At 38.1% G+C, this 22,096-nt stretch carries 16 protein-coding genes and 1 riboswitch; of the genes, 3 read left to right on the top strand and 13 right to left on the bottom strand.

All coding sequences use genetic code 11. The features are described 5' to 3' along the window. Positions 1–69: 69 nt before the first annotated feature. From hslO to ribD, 5 genes are all read right to left on the bottom strand, one after another. Positions 70–948, bottom strand: a complete 879-nt coding sequence (gene hslO, locus KH364_RS03225; protein ID WP_273298579.1) for an Hsp33 family molecular chaperone HslO — start codon at positions 946–948, stop codon at positions 70–72. A gap of 196 nt (positions 949–1,144) precedes the next feature. Next, entirely contained in the window at positions 1,145–1,606 is a 462-nt protein-coding gene (gene ribE / locus KH364_RS03220) for a 6,7-dimethyl-8-ribityllumazine synthase (RefSeq protein ID WP_009352542.1), read from the bottom strand. Between the two features lie 71 nt (positions 1,607–1,677). Beyond that, complete coding sequence (locus KH364_RS03215) at positions 1,678–2,880, bottom strand: bifunctional 3,4-dihydroxy-2-butanone-4-phosphate synthase/GTP cyclohydrolase II (RefSeq protein WP_009352549.1); 1,203 nt, start codon at positions 2,878–2,880, stop codon at positions 1,678–1,680. A 17-nt stretch (positions 2,881–2,897) separates the two neighbouring features. Next, positions 2,898–3,554, bottom strand: coding sequence for a riboflavin synthase (locus tag KH364_RS03210; RefSeq protein WP_009352570.1), 657 nt, complete (start codon positions 3,552–3,554; stop codon positions 2,898–2,900). Next, the gene (ribD, locus tag KH364_RS03205; RefSeq protein ID WP_273298578.1) at positions 3,535–4,749 is read right to left on the bottom strand and encodes a bifunctional diaminohydroxyphosphoribosylaminopyrimidine deaminase/5-amino-6-(5-phosphoribosylamino)uracil reductase RibD; all 1,215 of its coding nucleotides are present in this window, start codon (positions 4,747–4,749) and stop codon (positions 3,535–3,537) included. The genes KH364_RS03210 and ribD overlap by 20 nt, the downstream gene beginning before the upstream one ends. Before the next feature lie 68 nt (positions 4,750–4,817). Beyond that, a riboswitch (FMN riboswitch) is annotated at positions 4,818–4,933 on the bottom strand. A 293-nt stretch (positions 4,934–5,226) separates the two neighbouring features. On the opposite strand from ribD, the gene poxB reads away from it, so the two are divergent. Further along, complete coding sequence (poxB, locus tag KH364_RS03200; RefSeq protein WP_273298577.1) at positions 5,227–6,969, top strand: ubiquinone-dependent pyruvate dehydrogenase; 1,743 nt, start codon at positions 5,227–5,229, stop codon at positions 6,967–6,969. An 86-nt stretch (positions 6,970–7,055) separates the two neighbouring features. Here poxB and KH364_RS03195 read toward each other — a convergent pair whose 3' ends face one another. The 5 genes from KH364_RS03195 to KH364_RS03175 all read right to left on the bottom strand — a co-directional run bounded on the left by KH364_RS03195 (position 7,056) and on the right by KH364_RS03175 (position 14,929). Further along, positions 7,056–7,265: a hypothetical protein gene (locus KH364_RS03195; RefSeq protein WP_273298576.1), complete on the bottom strand. Its 210-nt coding sequence runs from the start codon at positions 7,263–7,265 to the stop codon at positions 7,056–7,058. Positions 7,266–7,391: 126 nt separating this feature from the next. Continuing rightward, complete coding sequence (locus KH364_RS03190) at positions 7,392–11,177, bottom strand: PolC-type DNA polymerase III (protein WP_273298575.1); 3,786 nt, start codon at positions 11,175–11,177, stop codon at positions 7,392–7,394. A 2-nt stretch (positions 11,178–11,179) separates the two neighbouring features. Continuing rightward, entirely contained in the window at positions 11,180–12,157 is a 978-nt protein-coding gene (locus KH364_RS03185; protein WP_273298574.1) for a DNA polymerase III subunit delta, read from the bottom strand. An 11-nt stretch (positions 12,158–12,168) separates the two neighbouring features. Further along, positions 12,169–14,403 (bottom strand): ComEC/Rec2 family competence protein, encoded by a 2,235-nt coding sequence (locus KH364_RS03180; RefSeq protein ID WP_273298573.1) that lies wholly within the window; start codon positions 14,401–14,403, stop codon positions 12,169–12,171. Beyond that, positions 14,360–14,929, bottom strand: a complete 570-nt coding sequence (locus KH364_RS03175) for a ComEA family DNA-binding protein (RefSeq protein ID WP_105081182.1) — start codon at positions 14,927–14,929, stop codon at positions 14,360–14,362. Before KH364_RS03175 ends, KH364_RS03180 begins: the two co-directional genes overlap by 44 nt. Before the next feature lie 111 nt (positions 14,930–15,040). Between KH364_RS03175 and KH364_RS03170 the strand changes: the two genes are divergently transcribed. Then, the gene (locus tag KH364_RS03170) at positions 15,041–16,270 is read left to right on the top strand and encodes an aminopeptidase (protein ID WP_273298572.1); all 1,230 of its coding nucleotides are present in this window, start codon (positions 15,041–15,043) and stop codon (positions 16,268–16,270) included. 99 nt (positions 16,271–16,369) lie between these two features. On the opposite strand, the gene KH364_RS03165 is transcribed toward KH364_RS03170, so the two are convergent. The 3 genes from KH364_RS03165 to KH364_RS03155 form a co-directional block, all read right to left on the bottom strand. Beyond that, positions 16,370–16,849, bottom strand: coding sequence for a dCMP deaminase family protein (locus KH364_RS03165; RefSeq protein ID WP_009352594.1), 480 nt, complete (start codon positions 16,847–16,849; stop codon positions 16,370–16,372). Positions 16,850–16,926: 77 nt separating this feature from the next. Then, positions 16,927–19,395: a leucine--tRNA ligase gene (gene leuS, locus KH364_RS03160; protein WP_273298571.1), complete on the bottom strand. Its 2,469-nt coding sequence runs from the start codon at positions 19,393–19,395 to the stop codon at positions 16,927–16,929. Positions 19,396–19,485: 90 nt separating this feature from the next. Continuing rightward, positions 19,486–21,090, bottom strand: a complete 1,605-nt coding sequence (locus KH364_RS03155) for a glycosyl hydrolase family 18 protein (protein WP_273298570.1) — start codon at positions 21,088–21,090, stop codon at positions 19,486–19,488. Between the two features lie 156 nt (positions 21,091–21,246). Between KH364_RS03155 and lgt the strand changes: the two genes are divergently transcribed. Then, the gene (gene lgt / locus KH364_RS03150) at positions 21,247–22,071 is read left to right on the top strand and encodes a prolipoprotein diacylglyceryl transferase (RefSeq protein WP_273298569.1); all 825 of its coding nucleotides are present in this window, start codon (positions 21,247–21,249) and stop codon (positions 22,069–22,071) included. The last annotated feature ends 25 nt before the right edge of the window (positions 22,072–22,096 follow it).

The raw sequence follows: 22,096 nt of genomic DNA, 5'->3' as shown, positions 1-22,096 counted from the left end.
AAAAACAGGCTATAGGAAAAACCATATAGCCTGTAATTTTTATAAAGGTTATTTTATTCTTAATAGTAATTATTGTACGGGACCTTTTGGTTCGAACATATCTTGTAATTCTTCACGACTGAAATGATATTTTTCATTACAGTAATGACATACAAGCTCTGTAGTTTCGTCTTCTAGAATAGCCTTTTTATCGTCTTCACGCAATGTCATAAGAACACCGGCAAAGCGGTCGCGACCGCAGCGACATTGGAAGTTAACAGGCTTATTATATACCTCATTAACAGTTAGACCATCTAATACACGTTCCATCAGACCTTTACCATCTGGATGTACTTTCAAATATTCTGTAACAGGACCTAGTTCATTAATATTTTTCTCTACTTGTGCCAATGCTTCATCAGTAGCATCAGGCAAAGCTTGTACGATAAAACCACCGGCTACAACGGTATGGTAATCTGGATCTACCAATACGCCAAGGCTGATGGTAGACGGTACTTGCTCAGAAGCATATAAATAGTAAGCTAAGTCCTCTGCTACTTCACCACTTTGAATTGGGCTTGTAGAGGTATAGTCTTGGGCCAATTGTGTAAATCTCGTAACCTGTACTTCCCCATTATGACCTACTGCAGCGCCTACATCAAGCTTACCAGCATGCTTCAAAGGTACGTCAACATGAGGTTCATCTACGTAGCCTCGAACCGTATTATCAGAAAAAGCATCTACGTGAACTACACCTAGTGGACCATCACCTTTGATGCGTAGGCTTACATTTTCATGGTTTTTAAAATCACCTGCTAATAAAATAGCACCTGTCATAGCTCGACCAAGAGCCGCAGTTGCTACAGGCCATAAATCGTGACGTACACGAGCAGTTTCAACTGTATCTGTTGTTACAGCTAAAGACATACGAACCCCTTCTCGGGTAGTAAAACGTTTAATATAATCCATTCTATCAATCCTTATGTTTACTTAATCTATTTAGATATATTTTTATGTTGCTTATATAGTATATCACGTCAAATATGTACATTCAAATTATAGAGAATATATGTTCGTCTAGACTGTTTTTAATGTAAAAGAACATATTTTCGATATTATAAAAACACCCAGTATCATAAGACACTGGGTGTTTTGTATATAATTCTTAGATTTGATCGATAAGGTTAACCATTTCAATAGCGCCCATAGCACAATCATAACCTTTGTTACCCGCTTTAGTACCTGCACGTTCGATAGCTTGTTCAATGTTTTCTGTAGTTACTACACCGAACATAACAGGAACACCTGTTTCTAAAGAAACATGAGCAATACCTTTAGCTACTTCATTACATACATAGTCATAATGAGTGGTAGCACCACGAATTACGGCACCAACACAAATAACTGCATCGTATTTACCAGATAAAGCAGCTTTTTTGGCAATCAAAGGAATTTCATAAGCACCAGGAACCCAGATTACAGTGATATCTTCTTGTTTAACATCGTGACGAAGTAAGCAGTCTTCAGCGCCACCGATTAATTTAGATGTAATGAACTCGTTAAAACGAGAACCAATAATAGCAAATTTTTTACCAGTACCTAATAAGTTACCTTCTTGAACCATCATGATAATGCCCTCCTATATTCCATTTAGGAAATGTATATGTAACGATTGAGTAATATGCTAACAGATGACTATTAGTCATCTAACATATGACCCATTTTTTCTTCTTTTGTTTTCAAGTAACCTGCATTAAATTTGTTTGCCGCAATGATGAGCGGTACACGACTAGTTACATTGATCCCCCAATGTTCTAAGCCATGGCGTTTTTCAGGATTATTCGTTAACAAGCGAATGCTCTTAATCCCTAAGAAACGAATGATTTGCGCTGCTAAGGAGTATTCACGCATATCTGCAGGGAAGCCCAATTGTTCGTTAGCTTCTACAGTATCAAGGCCTTGCTCTTGTAATGCATAGGCTTTAATTTTATTTGTTAAACCAATGCCACGACCTTCTTGACGCATGTATACTACAACGCCTTGACCTTCTTTTTCGATAGCACGTAACGCATTATCTAATTGTTCACCGCAGTCACAACGTTTAGAGCCGAACACATCGCCAGTTAAACATTCAGAGTGAATACGTACAAGAACATCGCTACAGTTTTGCACATTACCTTTGACGATAGCTAAATGCTCTTTTTTATCTAATTCATTTTTGAATACAAAAATACTGAAATCACCAAATTTAGTAGGTAATTTAGAACAAGCACCAAGATCAACCATGTCTTCATGCTGTTTACGGTATTCAATAAGCTCTGCTACGGAAGCAATTTTCAAATCATGCTCTTTCGCAAACTCCATGAGATCTGGTAGACGTGCCATATCGCCATCGTCTTTTGTAATCTCACAAATAACAGCTGCCTCTTGTAAGCCCGCTAAGCGACAAAGGTCGATAGATGCTTCTGTATGACCTTGGCGAACTAATACGCCACCCTCTTTATAAACAAGAGGGAATACGTGGCCTGGGCGACGGAAGTCTTCAGGTTTAGCATTTGGATCTAATAATTTTTGAATTGTATACGCACGTTCTGCTGGAGATACGCCTGTTGTAGTATCTACATGGTCAACAGTAACGGTAAAAGCAGTTTCATGATTGTCTGTATTTTTAGCAACCATTGCTGGAATGCCAAGCTTTTCCAATGCTTCGCGACGCATTGGTGTACATACAATACCTCGCGCGTATTTAACCATAAAGTTAATATTTTCTTGTGTAGCAAACTCTGCAGCAATAATAAGATCGCCTTCGTTTTCACGGCTTTCATCATCAACAATAATAACAGGTTTGCCAGCTTTAAGGTCTTCTAAGACCTCTTCAATAGAATGTAATTGTTCGCTCATAGGAACGCTCCTTACTTTTATATAAATCCATTCTCTACTAAGAGGGATTGCATAGATTTCTTAGGTTTATCTTCGGTAGGTTCACTGCCGAGATTCATAAAATGACGAATGTATCGACCAGCTATATCCGTTTCTAAATTAACTTCCGTACCAATATGGGCAAAGCCTAAAATTGTTTCACCCAAGGTATGAGGAATGATAGAAACGGAAAAACTGCTGTCTGTTCGTCGCATAATTGTGAGGCTAATACCATCGATTGTAATGGAACCCTTATAAATAACGTAATCCATTACGGATTTCGGGGCCTCTACGGTAAAGATAATAGCATTATCCGTTTGTTCGCGATTAATGATGCGGCCCGTCCCATCTACGTGACCTGCCACAATGTGACCACCAAATCTACCGTTGGCGAGCATAGCACGCTCTAAGTTGACTGGTTGATGAACTTTCAAATTTGTAAAAGTAGTCATATTGATTGACTCAGGCATAACATCAGCTGTAAATACGCCATTACCAATCGTTGTAGCCGTCAAACATACACCATTAACAGCTACGGAGTCACCTATTTTTAAATCGCTAAATATTTTATTCCCTCGAATTGTTATGGCTAAGGATTTAGGGCCCTTTTTAATGCTCTCTACACGGCCAATTTCTTCAACGATTCCCGTGAACATAAGTGCCCCTCCTTCCTTGACGATACGCTTCGATGCGAATGTTATTATCTAATATGTTAGTTTTTGTAAAAGTTAACTGTGGAGAAGATTCTAAACTTTCAAAGCCACGACCACCTACAGCAGGTGTAGCCTCTGTTCCACCGATTATTGTATTACCAATATAGGTAACCACCTTATCAAAGTTCGATGTTTCTACAAATGAACTTATAATAGCAGAACCACCTTCAACTAACACTGAAGTATAACCAAAATCACCCAAATTCGTAAGAATATCATCAATAGATAGTTTTTTAATATCTATTACAATATCTGTACTTTTACTTTTGCGGGTAGCAACTGATTCGACAACCGTAACAATGGCACCTGCGTTTTCTAAAGCTTGAATTCGATCCTTTGGACAACCTGTAGATACAAAGATATGAACCTTACGATTTTCTACTTCAAACACACGACTAGTGGTAGGTGTTCTACCTAGACTATCTAAGATAATTACATCAGGCTGATGAACATGAATCGGTTCATCAAGTATGCTTGTATCTAATAAAGCCTCTGATAATTCAGTATCAGTTAAACGACAGTTTAATTGAGGATTGTCTGCCAAAATTGTACCAATGCCAATGAGCATAGCATCATGTGTGGCACGCAGTACATGTCCATCTCGGCGGGAGGACTCATTCGTAATCCATTGAGATTGACCTGTAAAAGTGGCAATCTTACCATCTAGTGACATGGCACTTTTAATAGTTACAAAAGGTTTACCTGTCTGTATATATGTAAAGAAATGTTCATTTAGTTCAGCACATTCCTCACTACATACAGGGCAAACAACCTCTATGCCTGCTTCACGGAGTAAATCCATGCCCTTTCCAGCTACTAGTGGATTAGGATCTGTACTACCTACTACGACTTTAGCTATGCCAGCCTCGATAATACGCAGCGCACAAGGTGGAGTTTTACCATAATGAGAGCATGGCTCTAATGTTACATATAAAGTAGCACCCTTAGCATTATCACCAGCTTGGTTTAGGGCATGAACCTCAGCATGAGCTGTACCAGCTTTGTGATGATAACCTTCACCGATTATTGTATTGTCTTTAACCACTACGGCACCCACCAAAGGATTTGGCGAGGTGTGACCTGTGGCTAATTTTGCCAGTGCAATGGCGCGTTTCATATATGCTACGTCATCCACCATATCACCTCAATAAAAAAAGGACTATATACATAGTCCTTGGGTAATCATAAATACGCACGTCAAATGTGCCTCGTCTTTTCTCATCCAGACTGTACTGTCGGTATCGGAATTACACCGATTCATACCTAAAAGGTTCGCGGACTATACCGCCGGTAAGGAATTTCACCTATCCCCAAAGACTCATCTATTTTGTTTCTGAATTAATAGTAACACTTTTATTAACGTTATGCAACAATAAGAGTTTTGTATTGAGAAAGAATATTAAAAAGTAAAGAAGGAATAAAATACCTATTATTATAGTTCAATATATAATAAATTAAAAATTTATTAATCATAAATATATAAACATATATAAATTATGTATACATAAAATAGTAATATTTATCACATAATTACACTGCGAAGAGGTCTAATATTATAATATATGGTTTCATAGCAATACTTAATTGATATTATTTATTAAATATAGGTGATAATATGGCAAAAAAACGAATTTCTGATGTACTTATAGAAGTCTTAGCCAATGCAGGTATCGAACGCATTTATGGTATCACTGGCGATAGTTTAAATTCTGTAAACGATAGTTTACGTCGCAATGGTAAGATTGCTTTTGAACATGTTAGACATGAAGAAACAGCAGCCTTTGCTGCAGGTGCAGAAGCTTCTTTAACTGGAAAACTTACAGTTTGTGCAGGTAGTTCTGGTCCTGGTAATTTACATTTGATCAACGGTCTCTTCGATTGTCATCGCAATCGTGTTCCAGTATTGGCTATTGCGTCTCATATTCCGCAATCTGAAGTAGGCTTAAATTACTTCCAAGAAACACATCCAGAAAACTTATTCAAAGAATGTTCTTGTTTCTGTGAACTTATTTCTAATCCAAAACAAATGCCGGAAATTCTTTTCCGTGCTATGAATGCAGCAGTTGGCAACCAAGATGTTGCTGTTATCGTCCTTCCTGGCGATGTAGCAGTAATGGAAACGGAAATAGATGAATTACCAGTATGGCATCACCCTCGCTTACCTCATATCGTTCCACAACGGGAAGATATCGAAGAAATGTCCGCTCATTTAGAAAAAGGTGAACGCATTACCCTCTTCTGTGGTGCAGGTTGTGAAGGTGCACATGATGAGGTCGTAGAATTAGCAAAACGCTTACAAGCTCCTGTAGTACATGCCTTCAGAGGTAAAGAATGGGTTGAATGGGATAACCCATATGATGTTGGTATGACAGGCCTATTAGGCTATACATCTGGTTATCGTGCTATTGAGCACTGCGATACACTCATTATGCTTGGTACAGACTTCCCTTACCGTCCATTCTATCCAGAAAATGCAAAAGTAATTCAAGTGGATAGAGATCCTAGTGCGTTAGGTCGCCGTGTACCTCTTACACAAGGGATTATTGGTACAGTAAAAGATACATTAAAAGAGTTGTTACCTCTCGTAGGTCAACGTGAAAATACTGAATTTATTGATACAATACGTAAGGAATATACAAAATTCAGAGAGAATTTGGATAGCTATGCTGCGGCTGAATCAGATGGTGTAGCAATTCATCCTCAATACTTTGTAAATCGTCTTAATAAATTAGCTGCCGAAGATGCCATCTTTACCTTTGACGTAGGTACTCCAGTTATTTGGACTGCTCGTCATTTGAAAACAAATGGTAAACGCCGCATCTTAGGTTCCTATAACCATGGTTCCATGGCCAATGCTATGATGCATGCCATCGGCGCTCAAAATGCATGCCCAAACCGTCAAGTCATTTCCCTCTCCGGTGATGGTGGCTTCACTATGATGATGGGTGAAATGCTAACGTTAAAACAATTAAATCTACCAATTAAAATCTTCGTATTTAATAATGAAGAACTTAGCTTCATTGCAATGGAAATGAAAGCTTCTGGTTACTTAGACTATGCTACAGACTTTGTAAATCCAGACTTCGGAAAACTTGCAGAAGCTGCTGGTATTAAAGGTGTGAGCATTCAAAATTCTAGTGAAGTAGACGAAAAAATTATGGAGGCTCTTAACCATAATGGTCCTGTTATCGTCAATGTTCGCGTAGATAAACAAGAACTTGCTATGCCTCCAAAAATTGCTTACCAACAAGCGAAAGGCTTCAGTAAATATTTGATTAATGCAATCCTTGATGGCCGCGGTACAGAACTTAAAGAAATGGCCAAAACAAATTGGATGAAATATAAATCTCTGTTCTAAAATCTGCCAAATATTCAAACCCTGTCAAAATAAATAAACTGCAAAACTTTCAAAAAAAGAGGTGTCATCAAATGATGACACCTCTTTTATCTATAATAATCGTCCTCGTAATCGTCTTTATACCGTATTGTATCAAGATCTGATGGTGACAGCACATTCCCCTCTTCATCAACATATTCTCGGAATTCGTTAAAGTATACACCTGGAATATCTGATTCTTCTAGTTCAGGCATATCCTCTGACTCAACATTCCAAAATTCTATTTCATTTGCTTGTTTTTGAAGTTGCTCTATCATATTCCAATACTCCCTAATATCAATGATATAAATTAATTGTATTGTAACAAAATATAGAAAAATAAGCACTATATCCACTTTTAGGTATAGTGCTTATTTTGTATTTAATGCTTATCTTGTATTTTATTATGCCCCAAAGAGTGACATTTGTTCATCTTCAGGTAGTTCACCACAGCATTTGAGTTCTTTCATTAGATCAATGATGGTGTTAGATACCTTACAACGACGTTGCAAGTCTTTTAGAGATGTAAACGGACGTTCTTCTCGTTCAGCTACGATAGCATCAGCTACTGTTTCACCTAAGGAGTCAATAGCTAGGAATGGCGGTAATAAAGCACCATCTTTAATACTAAAGCGTCTAGCTTCGGAGTGTTGAATATCTACATTAACAAAACGATAGCCCCGTTGGTACATTTCCATAGATACTTCTAAGGCGCTCATAAGGTCCTTATCTTTAGGACTGGCACCGCGATCAAGAGCCTTAATACGATTGAACTCAGTCATTTGCGTTTTAAGGTCTCCCGTCATAATGCGCAAGTCAAAGGCCTTCGCCCGAATGGAGAAATACGCTGCATAGAAAGCCAATGGGTGGTATACCTTAAACCAGGCTATACGGAAGGCCATCATTACATAGGCTACCGCATGGGCCCGTGGGAATAGATAGGAAATCTTCTTACAAGATTCAATAAACCATTCAGGAATATTGTTTTCCCGCATTTCTGCTTCAAACTCTGTCGTCGCTTGACCTTGTTTATTCCGTTTTTCGATGCCCTTCCCTTTACGTACATTCTCCATAACGAAGAAGCTATGCTTTCGATCCATACCGCGATGAATCAAGAAGTTCATTACGTCGTCACGAGTAGAGATGGCTTCGTTCAATTTACAAGTACCATTTTTAATGAGATCTTGCGCATTATCGAGCCATACGTTAGTACCATGAGAGAAACCAGAGATACGAACTAAGTCAGAGAATGTTTGAGGACGAGAGTCTTCAAGCATGCCCCGTACGAACTTCGTACCACATTCTGGCACAGCCAAGCTAGCTACTTGGTCACCTTGTAATTGCTCAGGTGTTAAGCCAATCCCCTCTGTGGAAGAGAATAGACTTAAAGTACGAGGGTCATCGAACGGTATAGTTTTAGCATCTATACCTGTCAAATCCTCTAACATACGAATGATAGTCGGATCATCATGGCCCAAAATATCGAGCTTAGTCATACGGCCTTCGATGGAGTGATAGTCAAAGTGTGTTGTTAATACACCACTTTCCTTCTTATTCGCTGGATGTTGTATAGGTGTAAAGTGATGCACATCCATATCGCGAGGACATACCATGATACCGCCAGGGTGTTGGCCAGTAGTATTCTTAACATTGGTAAAGCCTTTTGCTAAATGTTCAAAGAAACCACTGCGAGCTTGAATATCTCGAACTTCGGCGTATTTTTTAACATAACCAAATGCTGTTTTATCAGCAATAGTACCGATTGTACCCGCTTTAAATACATTGTCACGTCCAAATAGTTCTTCCGTATACTTGTGTGCCTTTGCTTGGTAGTCACCAGAAAAGTTTAGATCGATATCTGGAACCTTATCACCTTCAAAACCAAGGAAGATGGCAAACGGAATATCATGGCCATTTGTTTGTAGCGCATGACCGCACTCAGGACAGTCTTTACGTGGCAAGTCAAAACCACCTGCGTATTCGCCCTTTTCAAAGAATTCAGAATGCTTACAATTAGGGCATACATAATGTGGCGGTAATGGATTTACCTCTGTAATCTCAGACATGGTTGCTGCAAAGGAAGAACCTACAGAACCACGAGAACCAACGAGATAACCATCATCAAGAGATTTTTTTACCAACTTATGAGCGATGTAATACAATACACCATAGCCATTGGAGATAATACAATCTAGTTCATAATCGAGTCGCTCTTGTACTACGCGAGGTAATGGATCACCATAAATGGCTTTTGCATTTCTATAACACATTTCTGTGAAAGCTTCATCGGCCCCTTCAATCTTAGGGGAATAGGTACCATCAGGAACTGGCTTAATATTTTCAATACTATCATTAATTGCACGAGTATTTGTAACAACTATTTCATAAGCTTTTTCTTCACTTAAGTAAGGGAAGGATGCCAACATTTCATCGGTGGTACGTAAATGTAAATCTGGTTGTTCATCTGCATCTGGATAGCCACAGGCAGTCAACATGATTTCACGATAAATCTTTTCTTCTGGCATTAAATAGTGAACGTCACACGTTGCACAAACAGGTTTGTTTAAGGCCTCACCTAATTCGATTACTGTTTTGTTCATATCGATAAGGGCTTGCTCATCTGGCATAAGGCCTTTACGAACCAAGAACATATTATTCGTATGTGGCTGAACTTCTAAATAATCATAGAAAGATGCAACCTCTAATAGTTCTTCCTTTGTAGCGCCACGAACAATAGATTGCATAAGTTCACCAGCTTCACAAGCAGAACCGATAATAATGCCTTCACGATGTTCTTCAATAACGGAACGTGGTAAGCGTGGGCGAACCTTGTAATGTTCTAGGTGAGAAATAGATATCATCTTGTACAGATTGCGCAAACCTACCATATTTTTAGCTAATAAGATAATATGGTAACGTTTATCTTTTTCTTTTTTCTTCTTCTTATCTACTACAGGCTCTTCATCACGAGCAACAATTTCATCATCAATGAGATAACCTTCTACACCATAAATAACCTTAACGCCCAACTCCTTACCAAGAGCTTGCGCCTCTGGAAAGGCTTGAACAACGCCATGGTCAGTAATAGCTACTGCTGGATGACCCCATTTTTTTATTGTTTTGAATAAATCTTTAACAGATACAAGGGCATCCTTATCGCTCATCTTAGTGTGTAAATGAAGCTCTACACGAGAATCTGGACGGTTTTCAGTGCGTTCTACACTAGTCGTTTCCAAAGCTTCAATACTGCGAATAGATAGGATATAGTCTTTATCAAAGCGATCATCAAAGTTTACGCTGCCTTGTACGCGAACGCGTTGCAAACCTTTTAACTGTTTAAGTAGTGCATCTCCTTCTTCAGGACTATTCGCAAACTTGATGAACTTAATACTATTCGTATCATCAACAATGCTGCCGTTAACGATACTTTTACCAGTCTTAGTATCACGTTTATCTAAGCCTACTAATACGCCTTCAAAGATGACACTAGGTGTATCTAAGGTCCCCATAATTTTAGAAGTGACCCCTTCAATTTTAGGGCCTACAATCATACCCTCATCTGTAGGAGCATCCTTCGGTGCACGACGAGGATATTTTCCATCTCCATCACTGCCTTTAGCTGTAGATTTGGTAGTGCTCTTAGGAGCAAAACCTTTACTTATTTTAGGTGCGCTACTAACAGATGCTACGGTATCATTACCACTAGATGCTGCAGCTGTTTGATGAGGTCGAGAAAGGACGACTGGACTATTATTGAAATAACCAAGTTCCACAGCTTCTACGAACGGTGCAAAATCATCAAACTCGGCATAGTCATCTTCATAATCATAGCCAGCAAAGGATTTACCTCTAGGAGCTTGGTTTTTAGCCTCTTCAGCCTCCCGTTGCGCCTCTGCAGCCTCGATCCATTCTCCAGCACCACAGCCACCACCATAATAATAGGTATCTAACCCTTCCCCAGTTTCAGTATCTACTTTCCAAGCAAAACAGCATGCTGTATCAGTATTTGTTGGAATATCATCAAAAGATATATTCTTCTCCTTATACCATGCAGATAATCTGTCACGTAGGCTCAGCAGAGTAGAAAATGCAGAGTCTGCAGCTTGTATCGTCACATGTTGGCTATGACAGTTCACATAGAAGGATGATTTCTTATTCTGTTTTGGTACAACACGATAACGTACTTTCATTTTTATCCCTTATACCCACAATAGGTAATACATAAATCTCTAAATCTCCAAATATCGCCCTTACTGCTACGACTATCTAGGATAATCTCATACAAACCTTTTAATAAAGCTCGTAATGCTTTCGTAGAAATCCGAGAGCTCGCTTCATAAGCAAGTTTGATCGGATACGGTTTAAATGACGAATCATGATCCTTACATAAGTTTTGTATGGCTTGAACAGACATTCCCGCTTGTCGACATTCATTAACCAGTAGCTGTAAACGTAATTGCCCCTCAATATAGCTCATAGCACGGTCTAATTCTTTATAGCCAAACATAAACGGAAATAGTTCAAGCAATGTATCAATATCTCGCTTTAACAGAGCCTCTTTAAAGGTGAAAATATTTTTAGCACCATAGTCACTGCCATTTTCTTCTAGGAATTCTTTGGTAATGACTTTTTCCCCTGTAATTTGCAAGAAATAACGGTCAAATTCAGTTCTCATGAAAGAAACTGGTACATCTTGCCACAAATCGATGAGATGCGCTACATATTCCTGTGCATCCGGTGTCATTTTAAACCCATTAGATGTACAGTACTGACGTATCCACATCACAAGGTCTGCCCCTTCAAGGCGCTTGCATTGATGATTTGGTATTTTATCTAGAATCTCTTTATTCTGTTTAATCCGTTTGTCAATCATATCATGATAAATCAAAAGAATAGGATTATCCCCATTATATTCCATGATGAGATCATACAATGGAATCCAAGAATCGCTATTTTTGCCGCTTTTACGAATGATAGGCAAGTTAACTAAACAGAATACCTTTTGATCCCCAAATAGTGAATCTTCACATAGCTTTTCACTAATCTTCTGTGGGCCAGCTTCATCATCTAATACGGTCACTGGAAGGTCTGGATAGGCACTTAAAAATTTGCGTTTTTCTTCTTCAATTAATTGTGGCTCATCACCATAAATAAGCTGAATATGTGCCATAGTTCCTCCTTTCACAGATACATATCCTCGATATAGCTGTACCCCATTATATACATGTGTTCTGACGAAGGATCCACATCGCGTAACGCACCGTGGGGACTTCCAAATAGAACCGTACTAGTAGGTGAAATACGTCCAATTTCAGTCATTACACTGGATCGACTCGTTATATATAATGAATTAGTCTTATCATTTAATTTTAGATTTTTTTCTCTACTTTGTCCATTATATACTACGATTTGGTTCATACTATTTTTATATACCACCTTTGCAGAACCGTTACTATGAAAGTACTCAACTATTACGCTTTTAGGATGTACGCCATAGGCTCTAATGGCTTGATTAATAATCCTTTCATTCGGTGCAGTCTTAATATGATCTGGCGCATCGATTAATAGATGTGCCCCTTCATGATTTGGTTCTATACAAAGCAAAACATTGCATTGCTTCATTGGAATATAATGAACTACTGTTTCCTGATGATGATGCGTAACATAATAGGAAGCACCAAAGGTTAAAATCAGTAAAGTTAATGATATTACTATATGTACAGTATATCTTTTTCTATGCGTCAAAAAGTACGTAAATAAACCTAATAGCACATAATATATATAAGCACAATAAGGATGCATCATACCAAGCCATAGTAGACTGCCACTACGACCTAACACATGATTTAAATATAAAGATAATTGCAATAGTACATCTACTAAAGACCACATTAACGATATAGGGAGTACGTAACTGACTAAAGTACTTATAAATATTAAAACTATGGATATATCTAATAGGGGCGCTACTATACAGGCTGCTAACAAACTAGCAATGCTAATATAGTGAAAGTAATAGAGCTGTAACGGTAAAATCAACAACTGGGCAGACACACATAATACAAGCGGTGTTTTTATCCATCTTGGTAACCACTGTATCCGCTCATATAATACCTTTCCCCATATGAGTAAACCATAAGTCGCTCCAAAGGATAGTTGAAAGCTTACATCAAATAAGGAGAACGGATCATATATGACACATAAAATAGCACATATACATAATGCTTGTTTAGCCTGATATAGTCGACCCTTTATATTGGCGATACACATGAGTATGCTCATCATCGTAGCACGTAGAACAGGTGCATCGCCGCCTACGATACCACAATATATACAAGCAACTATAATACCAAAGATTAAACATGTACGCTTCTTTAATTTAATAAATCGTCCAAATCCGTACACAAGGGCTAACAACAAAGCAATATGCGATCCTGATATGGATAAAATATGGATTAGGCCTGTATAGGAGAAAGCCTTCATTTGGTCTTCTCCCAGTTCACTATAATGACCACCTAAAGCTAATGCTTGAGCTAATACTTTTTGCGGTCCCTCTAGATTGTGACCAATATTTTTATCTATAGATTCGCGTAATACACCAGCAATTAATAAGCCTTTCCTATATAGTTTTTCAAAATAGGTTTCTTTATAGTGAAATGCCTGTAAGTCTTTATTGTTAGCAACTCGGTATATACCATCATAGATACGTCCTCGAGTATTGGAGCTCATATAGCGGCCTCGAAGATTAATACGACCTTCCTCTTCAATGAGAAATAAGGGCTTTGGCGTACCTTCAATAATTGCATATTCTCCTAGTCGTATGAGATAGTTCGTAGTAGATACCTTTGAGTATACCTGTAAACGCCCCTGTGCTTTAATATAGTCATTTTTTGCAGTATTTTTATAGGGATGTAGGCCATGAATTTCAATAATGTATTTGTAATACTCCTGTCCATTCAAATTTACTGTTTCAGGTGCAGCAACAACCGTACAAAGGTATTCCCCTTCTTGCTGTAAATAATATGATGTATAACTATTAAAATGTATAATCCGTAAATCTGTTTGACAATAAGATAAACCAACTAAAACAAATACTAAGACCATTAACTTGCTAAGTGAATGCCATCTATCAGACAATTGAAATGCCTTGAAAATACCTACAACTATAATAGCTAACCCGATAGCAAAGATGTAGCGCATCTGATTAAGTACTGGATAATACTGACCATAGCCTAATATTGTACCCATAATTATAGAACCCAATATAATATGTGCCCATTGGCTATGCGTTATAGATTGTTTCTTATTGACCAAATCTAAAGAATTTAAACACGGATCAACATACTGAAAATTTTCATGTCTACTTATTGATTTAGATTGTAATTTTGTCTTTAATCTTCTTAAATACGCCGTCACCAATGCCCTTCACCCCCTTGATGCCTTCAACAGATGTAAAGGGACCTTTTTGTGAGCGATATTCTTCTATTCTTTTAGCCATAGCAGGACCAATGCCGGGCAACGCATCTAGTTCTTTAGCAGTAGCTGTATTAATATTTATCTTATTACCACGTAATAACGCTTCAGGATTTCCGTGAAAGTTAAATACTACATGAATATGATCTCCTCCAGTAACTGATTTAGCCATATTAATAGACTCAACATCTGCATACGGTAACAGTCCTCCTGCTAGCTTGATAACATCTCCTACTGTTGCTGAGCTTTCAAGCTCATATAGACCAGGTGAAACTACGGCACCTGTAATATAAGCAATCGGTTTATTAGATATTTCTGCTACATTTGATATAGAAGAACTTCCATCTACTCCCCCTTCAACAAGGACAGAATCGCTTTCATCTGTTATAATAGGCCATAGGAAATAAATTCCTACTAAAATACATAGGATTAATATAATTATCATATACGGCTTCAATTTATATTTCATAGTGCACCTCCTACTGAAGGATTTCCCTATGAAAAATAAAACTCCTACCACTGACTCTATTAGTCACACTAGCAGGAGTTTAACAATTGATGTCGAATAAAAGGAGAATTTATGAATCAAGAAACATTAAAAAAATACGCCCATACATTACTAAAGTACGGCGTAAATTTACAACAAGACCAAACATTAGTTATTTCTGTTGATGTAGAAAATAAAGATTTTGCAGTAATTGTTACTGAAGAAGCCTATGAGCTAGGCGCAAAAGAAGTAGTTCTTAACTGGAGATGTTCCCCTATCGCTCGTCAACGCTTATTACATGCTAAAGAATCTGTCTTAGAAAAACCGGCTAACTGGATTCCTGAATTCTACAAGCAATACATCGATGATAAGGCAGCATTTTTATCTTTGATCAGTGCTAATCCTAAAGCATTAGAAGGTATCCCAACAGATCGTATTTCCTTACAGTCTCGCAATTTAAATAAAGCATTATCCTTCTATCACACAGCTATCATGAACTCTTCTGTTACATGGTGTGTAGCATCAGTACCGACCGTTCTATGGGCAAATTTACTTGGCTATGAAGGTACTGACGAAGAAAAAATCGATCAATTGTGGGCAACATTATTAAAACTTTGTCGCATTGAAGGTATTGAACCAAAAGATACATATCGTCATCACATGGCAAAATTGCGTCATCGCTGTGAAGCATTGAATAAATTAGACTTAAAATCATTGCGTTACACTTGTGAAAACGGCACCGACCTTTTATTAGAATTGCCAGAAGGTCATATCTGGCTAGGTGGTGAAGAATCCTCTAAAGATGGTACTATTTTCAACGCTAATATACCTACAGAGGAAGTTTTCTCTGCTCCTCAATATAATGGTGTAAATGGCGTTGTGTACAGCACAAAACCATTAATTTACCATGGCAATACAATTTCTGATTTCTCCTTCACCTTTAAAGATGGTAAAATCGTAGAATACACTGCAAAAGAAGGTTATGAAGTTCTAAAAGAATTAGTAGAAACTGATGAAGGCTCCCACTACCTTGGCGAAGTAGCATTAGTGGATCACTTTAGCCCAATTAGCCAATCTAACCAAATATTCTACGAAACATTATTTGATGAAAATGCATCCTGCCATTTAGCAATTGGTGCATCTTATCCTACATGCCTTAAAAACAGCGATGGTTTATCTGAAGAGGAATTAAAGGAACGCGGCCTTAACCACTCCTTAACACATGTGGACTTTATGATTGGTCATGAACACATGAATATTAAGGGATATACTCGTGATGGTCAAGCCGTTGATATTATGATTGACGGTCGTTTACAAGTATAATTTAGGTATACAATCTAACATAGTAAAAATATAGCAAAAGCTCTTATCCATTATTAATAGATAAGAGCTTTTCTTATAATAATATGCTTTTATAGTTTATCATACGGTAATATGTAAAGTCCGTCCTGTAGGTTTATATTCAATAATTTCTACACCTGCTGTTTTTAGCATCCGTTTAGATGCCTTAACCTCTTTTGTATCCTTGTAAAGATCATCTCGGTAGATAACAGCTTTAATGCCACTTTGAATGATGGCTTTTGCACATTCATTACAAGGGAATAGTGTTACATATATTTTAGAACCTTCTAAAGAACCGCCCCGATAATTAAGTATGGCATTGAGTTCGCTATGTACAGTATAAAAGTATTTATTATCATCTGCTGTATCGCGTTCCCATGTGAAATCATCATCACTACAATTTAAAGGCATACCATTATAGCCAATGGATAAGATTTTATTATCATTGCTAACGATGCATGCACCAACTTGTGTATTTGGGTCTTTAGAACGTTGTGCTGCCAAAATGGCAACGCCCATGAAGTATTCATCCCAAGAAATATAATCGCTACGTTTTGCCATAATTACCTCACTTAAAAATAAGCCCCCTTCTACCTATGTAGTTGGGGGGCTTACAGTATTAAACGAATAGGATATCGTTATTTAACAACGATATTTACAAGTTTACCAGGAACATAAATAACTTTTACGATATTTTTACCTTCTGTAAACTCTTGAACACGGCTAGATTCTTTAGCCATTGTTTCTAATTCTTCTTTCGTAATATTTACGGAAACAGTAAGTTTATCACGAACTTTACCATTTACTTGCAATACTACTTCTACTTCGTCTACTACAAGAGCAGATTCTTCGTATACAGGCCAATTTTCAGTATGGATGGATGTAGTTTCACCTAATTCATGCCACAACTCTTCTGTAATATGAGGAACGAATGGTGCTAAAAGAAGCAATAAGGAACGAGTCAATTCATTAGCTAAGGCGCTATTGATAGTCTTAGCTTTATCCTTATGAGCATACATAGCGTTTACAAGTTCCATGATAGCAGAAATAGCTGTATTGAAGTTGAAGTTATTATCGAGGTCTTCCGTAACTTTTTTGATAACACGGTGTAACTCACGACGCAATGCGAATTCGTCTTTTGTAAGTTCACCAGTTACATTTTTCTTACCTTCTTCGTTGTACGCATCAACAATACGCCATACACGACCTAAGAAACGATAAGAACCTTCAACGCCTTGGTCAGACCAATCAAGGTCACGATCTACAGGAGCTGCGAATAGAATGAACAAGCGCGCCGTATCTGCACCATAAGTATTGATAATTTCTTCAGGAGAAACTACATTACCTTTGGATTTAGACATTTTGCTGCCTTCTTTAAGTACCATGCCTTGTGTTAACAGGCCACGGAATGGTTCGTTAGCTTCGATAAGTCCTAAATCGTGAATAACTTTCACAAAGAATCGAGAGTACAACAAGTGCAAGATAGCATGTTCAATACCACCGATATATTGGTCAACGTTCATCCAGTAGTTAGCGATTTTTTTATCGAATGGAGCTTGGTCATTTTTCGCATCTGTATAGCGCAAGAAGTACCAAGAGGAATCGATAAATGTGTCCATTGTATCTGTCTCACGACGTGCAGGGCCACCACATTTAGGACATGTAGTATTTAAGAAGCTTTCAGATGTAGCCAATGGAGATACGGCACCAGATTCAAATTTAACATCCTCTGGCAAGCGTACTGGCAACTCTTCTTCAGGAACGAGTTGTTCACCGCATTTTTCACAATATACTACAGGAATCGGCACGCCCCAGTAACGTTGACGAGAAATCAACCAATCACGAAGACGGAAGTTTACTTTACCTTCACCAATGCCTCGCTCATTAAGTGCAGCTGTAATATTTTTACGAGCCTCTTCAGATGTTTGGTCATTAAATTCACCAGAGTTAACTAGGATACCATCTTCATGGTACCATTCTTGCCATTTTTCAAGACTATATTCTTCACCTTCACGAGCAACAACTTGTTTAATAGGCAAATCATATTTATGAGCAAATTCCCAGTCCCGTTCATCATGTGCAGGGGAACCCATTACAGCACCAGTACCATAGTCTACTAATACATAGTTTGCAATCCAAACTGGAACTTGTTCACCAGACATAGGATTTACTGCATAGGAACCAGTAAACATACCTTCTTTAGGTGTATCTGTAGATGTACGATCGATGTCGCTCATATTGCGCATACGCGTAATGAAAGCTTCTAATTCAGCTTTATTAGGAGCATTTTCAATAATGCGTTCTACATATGGATGTTCAGGAGCCAATACAACATAGCTTACGCCATAAATCGTATCCACACGAGTTGTATATACAGCTACACGTTCATTAATGGATGGTACTTCGAAGGAGAATTCTGTACCTTCAGAGCGGCCAATCCAGTTTTTTTGCATCAATTTAACGCGTTGTGGCCAGTGATCAAGAGTATCCAAATCCGTTAACAAGCGATCCGCATATTCAGTGATGCGCAAGAACCATTGAGACAAATCTTTTTTCTCAACAGTATTGTCACAACGCCAGCAAGCGCCGTCGATTACTTGTTCATTTGCCAATACAGTATGGCACGTTTCACACCAGTTTACTTTAGCTTCTTTTTTGTATGCTAAGCCTTTTTTATAAAACTGTTGGAAGAACCATTGTGTCCATTTGTAGTAATCTTCTTTGCAAGTTGCTACTTCGCGGTCCCAGTCGTAGGACAAACCAAGTGCTTTTTGTTGCAATTTCATATTCTCGATGTTATCAAGAGTCCATGTTTTAGGTGCAATGCCATGTTTGATAGCCGCATTTTCTGCAGGCATACCAAAGGAGTCCCACCCCATTGGATGCAACACGTTGAAGCCCTTCATTTTTTTGAAACGAGCTACTACATCACCAATGGAATAGTTACGCACGTGACCCATGTGTAAATTACCAGATGGGTACGGAAACATTTCTAATACATAGTATTTTTCTTTAGATTCATCATATTCTGTTTTAAATGTATGGTTATCTTCCCAATACTGTTGCCACTTTTTCTCAAGATCTTGGGCTACATATTTTTCGTTCATGTAGGAGCCTCCTCATATGGACAACCTCATTAGTTGCCGTTTTATAATCAATGTTTTTATTTTACTACTTCAAGTAAAAGCAGTCAAACACTAGCGTTTTACTACTTGTACGGATTTTGATAAGCGTTTTTTCTCTGCCTTAGCTTCCTCTGCTTGGCGTTTTTTCTCAGCTTTTGCTTGTTCAGCTTCTTCTTTAGCTTTGCGTTTTGCTGCTTCTTTTTCTTCTTTAGCCTTGCGTTTCGCTTCTGCTTTAGCAGCTTTAGCCTTTTCTTTTTCCTCTAAGCGCAATTTGTATTGTTCAAGCTTAGTTAATGGTTTTGTTTCCTCTACTACAGGTTCAGGAACATCTACGGTATCGGATTTAGGAATGCCACGACCTAAGTCTTTACCTTGAATCATTGAGATAGTAGATTCATCTTCAAAACCTTTACGCCATGCAGCAAAGCCACCGAGTTTTAATTCTTTTACAAGGTCTAATTTTAAGCCTAAAGATGTGTTATCTTCAAACCAAATACGATCAGAGCCAGAACTTGTTGGAATAGATAGATAATATAGTTTCAAACGATCATCCCAAGTCATTTTATCTTTGTGGTTAGCAAAGTAAGTACCAGTATTCTTCATAGCCAATGTTTCGCCCTTAGCATAGCCATTTGTATCATGCCACAAACGCATGTAGAATGGTACACCAAGCACTAACTTATGAGATGGAACCTCTGAAAGCAATCTTTCAGTATGGTTACGAACCCAAGGATAACTTGCTACAGGACCAGCTGTAGTACTCTTAGCCCATGTTTCATCATACGCCATAAGAACCACATAGTCTACGGAATTAGAAAAGGCACTGCGGTTATATACCAAAGACCATTCAGGACTATCAGAATACCCCGTTACATCGATAGATGTTTTAATATTGTATTGGTGTAAATGGTTAGACAAATACGCTACAAACGCTGTTAAACGATCGCGGTCAGCATAGTCGATATTTTCAAAGTCGAAGTTATAACCATCAAAGCCATAAATATAAGCATATTGAACAAGGTTATGAGCATATTTTTTCCATACTGATTGGTCTGCTAAAATGCCACTTGTAAAATCTGGATCAAAACGATTCGTAATCAATGGCCATACATGGTAACCCTTACCTTTATAGGCATTCACATAATCAATGTTTACATTTGGGCTAGCCTCAAGACCTAAACTATGTAATTTAAACCAGCTAGGAGAAATGATGTTATCCCCACTCGTATTAAGTTTAGCTTGGTATGGTGCCCCCTCTGTCGGCCATGGGTCAAATGCCCAAGACAATGGAGTTTGCAATGTATAAGGGGCTTTTACCATTGATGCTTGCGGTGCAGGACCTAATGTTAATTGACCATTAGTTTTTGTATAACTAACGCCAAGCATTGCTGGATCAGACTCGATATCAACATAAGTAATACCATTTTGTTTAGTAATAGGCAATTTAACAGGTTCACCAACGGCTGATGGATTTAATACAACCATATTACCTTGTAATTCTGTTTGAGGCACATACACCGTATATGCTGTTTTATATTGATTTGCTTCGTAATGACGCGTTGTTGTCGCTAGAAATTGCTCTAACGGTACCAATACCTCTGCTTGTACGGCAGTCGTTGATAATGCGGACATTACTAAAGCTGTTAACGATTTAAAAATAGTAGATTTGCGAATCATGTACTCTCCTAACTCTAGTTCCCATACTGGGATACAATACCAATCTCTATATTATACCATATTATATAGAGTTCATCTCTTTTCTTGCATGAAGAGTGTATGTAATTTATAATTTAATTTATGTACTAATAAAAATTATCACATAAGGAGTTTTATATGCATCAATATTTATTTTTTATAGGGGACTTCCCCATTAGAGCCTATGGCGTTATGTTGGCCTTGGCTATCATCTGCGGCGCCTCAGTGGCGTATGTACTGTTAAAGAAAGATGGTCGTGGTTGGCATGAGCACATCATTGATTTCTCCATTACAGTTGCTGTAGCTGGCCTCATCGGTGCTCGCCTATGGGACGTATTCTTCTTTGACTGGGATTATTATGGTAATCATTTATTAGAAATCCCCTTCGTTTGGCAAGGTGGTATGGCTATCCAAGGTGGTGTTGTACTAGGCACAATTGCGGGCTACTGGTATCTTCGTAAAAACAATATCGACTTCTGGGCCTTTGCCGATCTATTTGCACCAGCATTGATTTTGGCACAATCTGTAGGCCGTATGGCAAATCTTTTAAACGGCGATGCTTTCGGTCATCCTACGGGTGGTAATTATGGTATTATCTATCCTGAAAGTACCCTTGCGTACCGCACCTACGGCAATCAACCACTATGGCCTGCGGAAGTGTGGGAAGGTCAGATCGATATTCTAATCTTTGTTGCCCTTTTATTATTTGGTTCCTTCAAACATGCTAAAGGTCAAGTATTTGTCCTATACGCTATTCTCTACTCAACAGCTCGTTTCTTCTTAGAGTTCTTGCGTGGCGATTATGTTAATCTAACATTAGGTTTAAAATCTGCTCAAATGACTAGCCTCGTAGCAATCATTGTGGGCATCTGTGTATTTATCTATCTAGGCTATCTAGAAAAGAAAAATCAAACAGTAATTGTTGCTACAGAGCCAACAGTTAAAGCCAAAAAGCGTAAATAAAACAGTAAATAATAAAAAATCCTTC

Source organism: Veillonella sp. oral taxon 158, assembly GCF_018376515.1.
GTDB classification, from domain to species: domain Bacteria; phylum Bacillota; class Negativicutes; order Veillonellales; family Veillonellaceae; genus Veillonella; species Veillonella rogosae.
Note: the sequence above shows the minus strand (reverse complement) of the source record. Positions and strands in the feature narration are given on the sequence as shown.

Bases quoted from the DNA above. Each gene is read 5' to 3' on its own strand.
- lgt (WP_273298569.1), top strand. From the start codon at position 21,247: ATGCATCAATATTTATTTTTTATAGGGGACTTCCCCATTAGAGCCTAT.
- KH364_RS03210 (WP_009352570.1), bottom strand. From the start codon at position 3,554: ATGTTCACGGGAATCGTTGAAGAAATTGGCCGTGTAGAGAGCATTAAA.
- ribE (WP_009352542.1), bottom strand. From the start codon at position 1,606: ATGATGGTTCAAGAAGGTAACTTATTAGGTACTGGTAAAAAATTTGCT.
- KH364_RS03215 (WP_009352549.1), bottom strand. From the start codon at position 2,880: ATGAGCGAACAATTACATTCTATTGAAGAGGTCTTAGAAGACCTTAAA.
- KH364_RS03175 (WP_105081182.1), bottom strand. From the start codon at position 14,929: ATGAAATATAAATTGAAGCCGTATATGATAATTATATTAATCCTATGT.
- poxB (WP_273298577.1), top strand. From the start codon at position 5,227: ATGGCAAAAAAACGAATTTCTGATGTACTTATAGAAGTCTTAGCCAAT.
- ribD (WP_273298578.1), bottom strand. From the start codon at position 4,749: ATGGTGGATGACGTAGCATATATGAAACGCGCCATTGCACTGGCAAAA.
- leuS (WP_273298571.1), bottom strand. From the start codon at position 19,395: ATGAACGAAAAATATGTAGCCCAAGATCTTGAGAAAAAGTGGCAACAG.
- KH364_RS03165 (WP_009352594.1), bottom strand. From the start codon at position 16,849: ATGGCAAAACGTAGCGATTATATTTCTTGGGATGAATACTTCATGGGC.
- KH364_RS03170 (WP_273298572.1), top strand. From the start codon at position 15,041: ATGAATCAAGAAACATTAAAAAAATACGCCCATACATTACTAAAGTAC.
- KH364_RS03195 (WP_273298576.1), bottom strand. From the start codon at position 7,265: ATGATAGAGCAACTTCAAAAACAAGCAAATGAAATAGAATTTTGGAAT.
- hslO (WP_273298579.1), bottom strand. From the start codon at position 948: ATGGATTATATTAAACGTTTTACTACCCGAGAAGGGGTTCGTATGTCT.
- KH364_RS03155 (WP_273298570.1), bottom strand. From the start codon at position 21,090: ATGATTCGCAAATCTACTATTTTTAAATCGTTAACAGCTTTAGTAATG.
- KH364_RS03190 (WP_273298575.1), bottom strand. From the start codon at position 11,177: ATGAAAGTACGTTATCGTGTTGTACCAAAACAGAATAAGAAATCATCC.
- KH364_RS03185 (WP_273298574.1), bottom strand. From the start codon at position 12,157: ATGGCACATATTCAGCTTATTTATGGTGATGAGCCACAATTAATTGAA.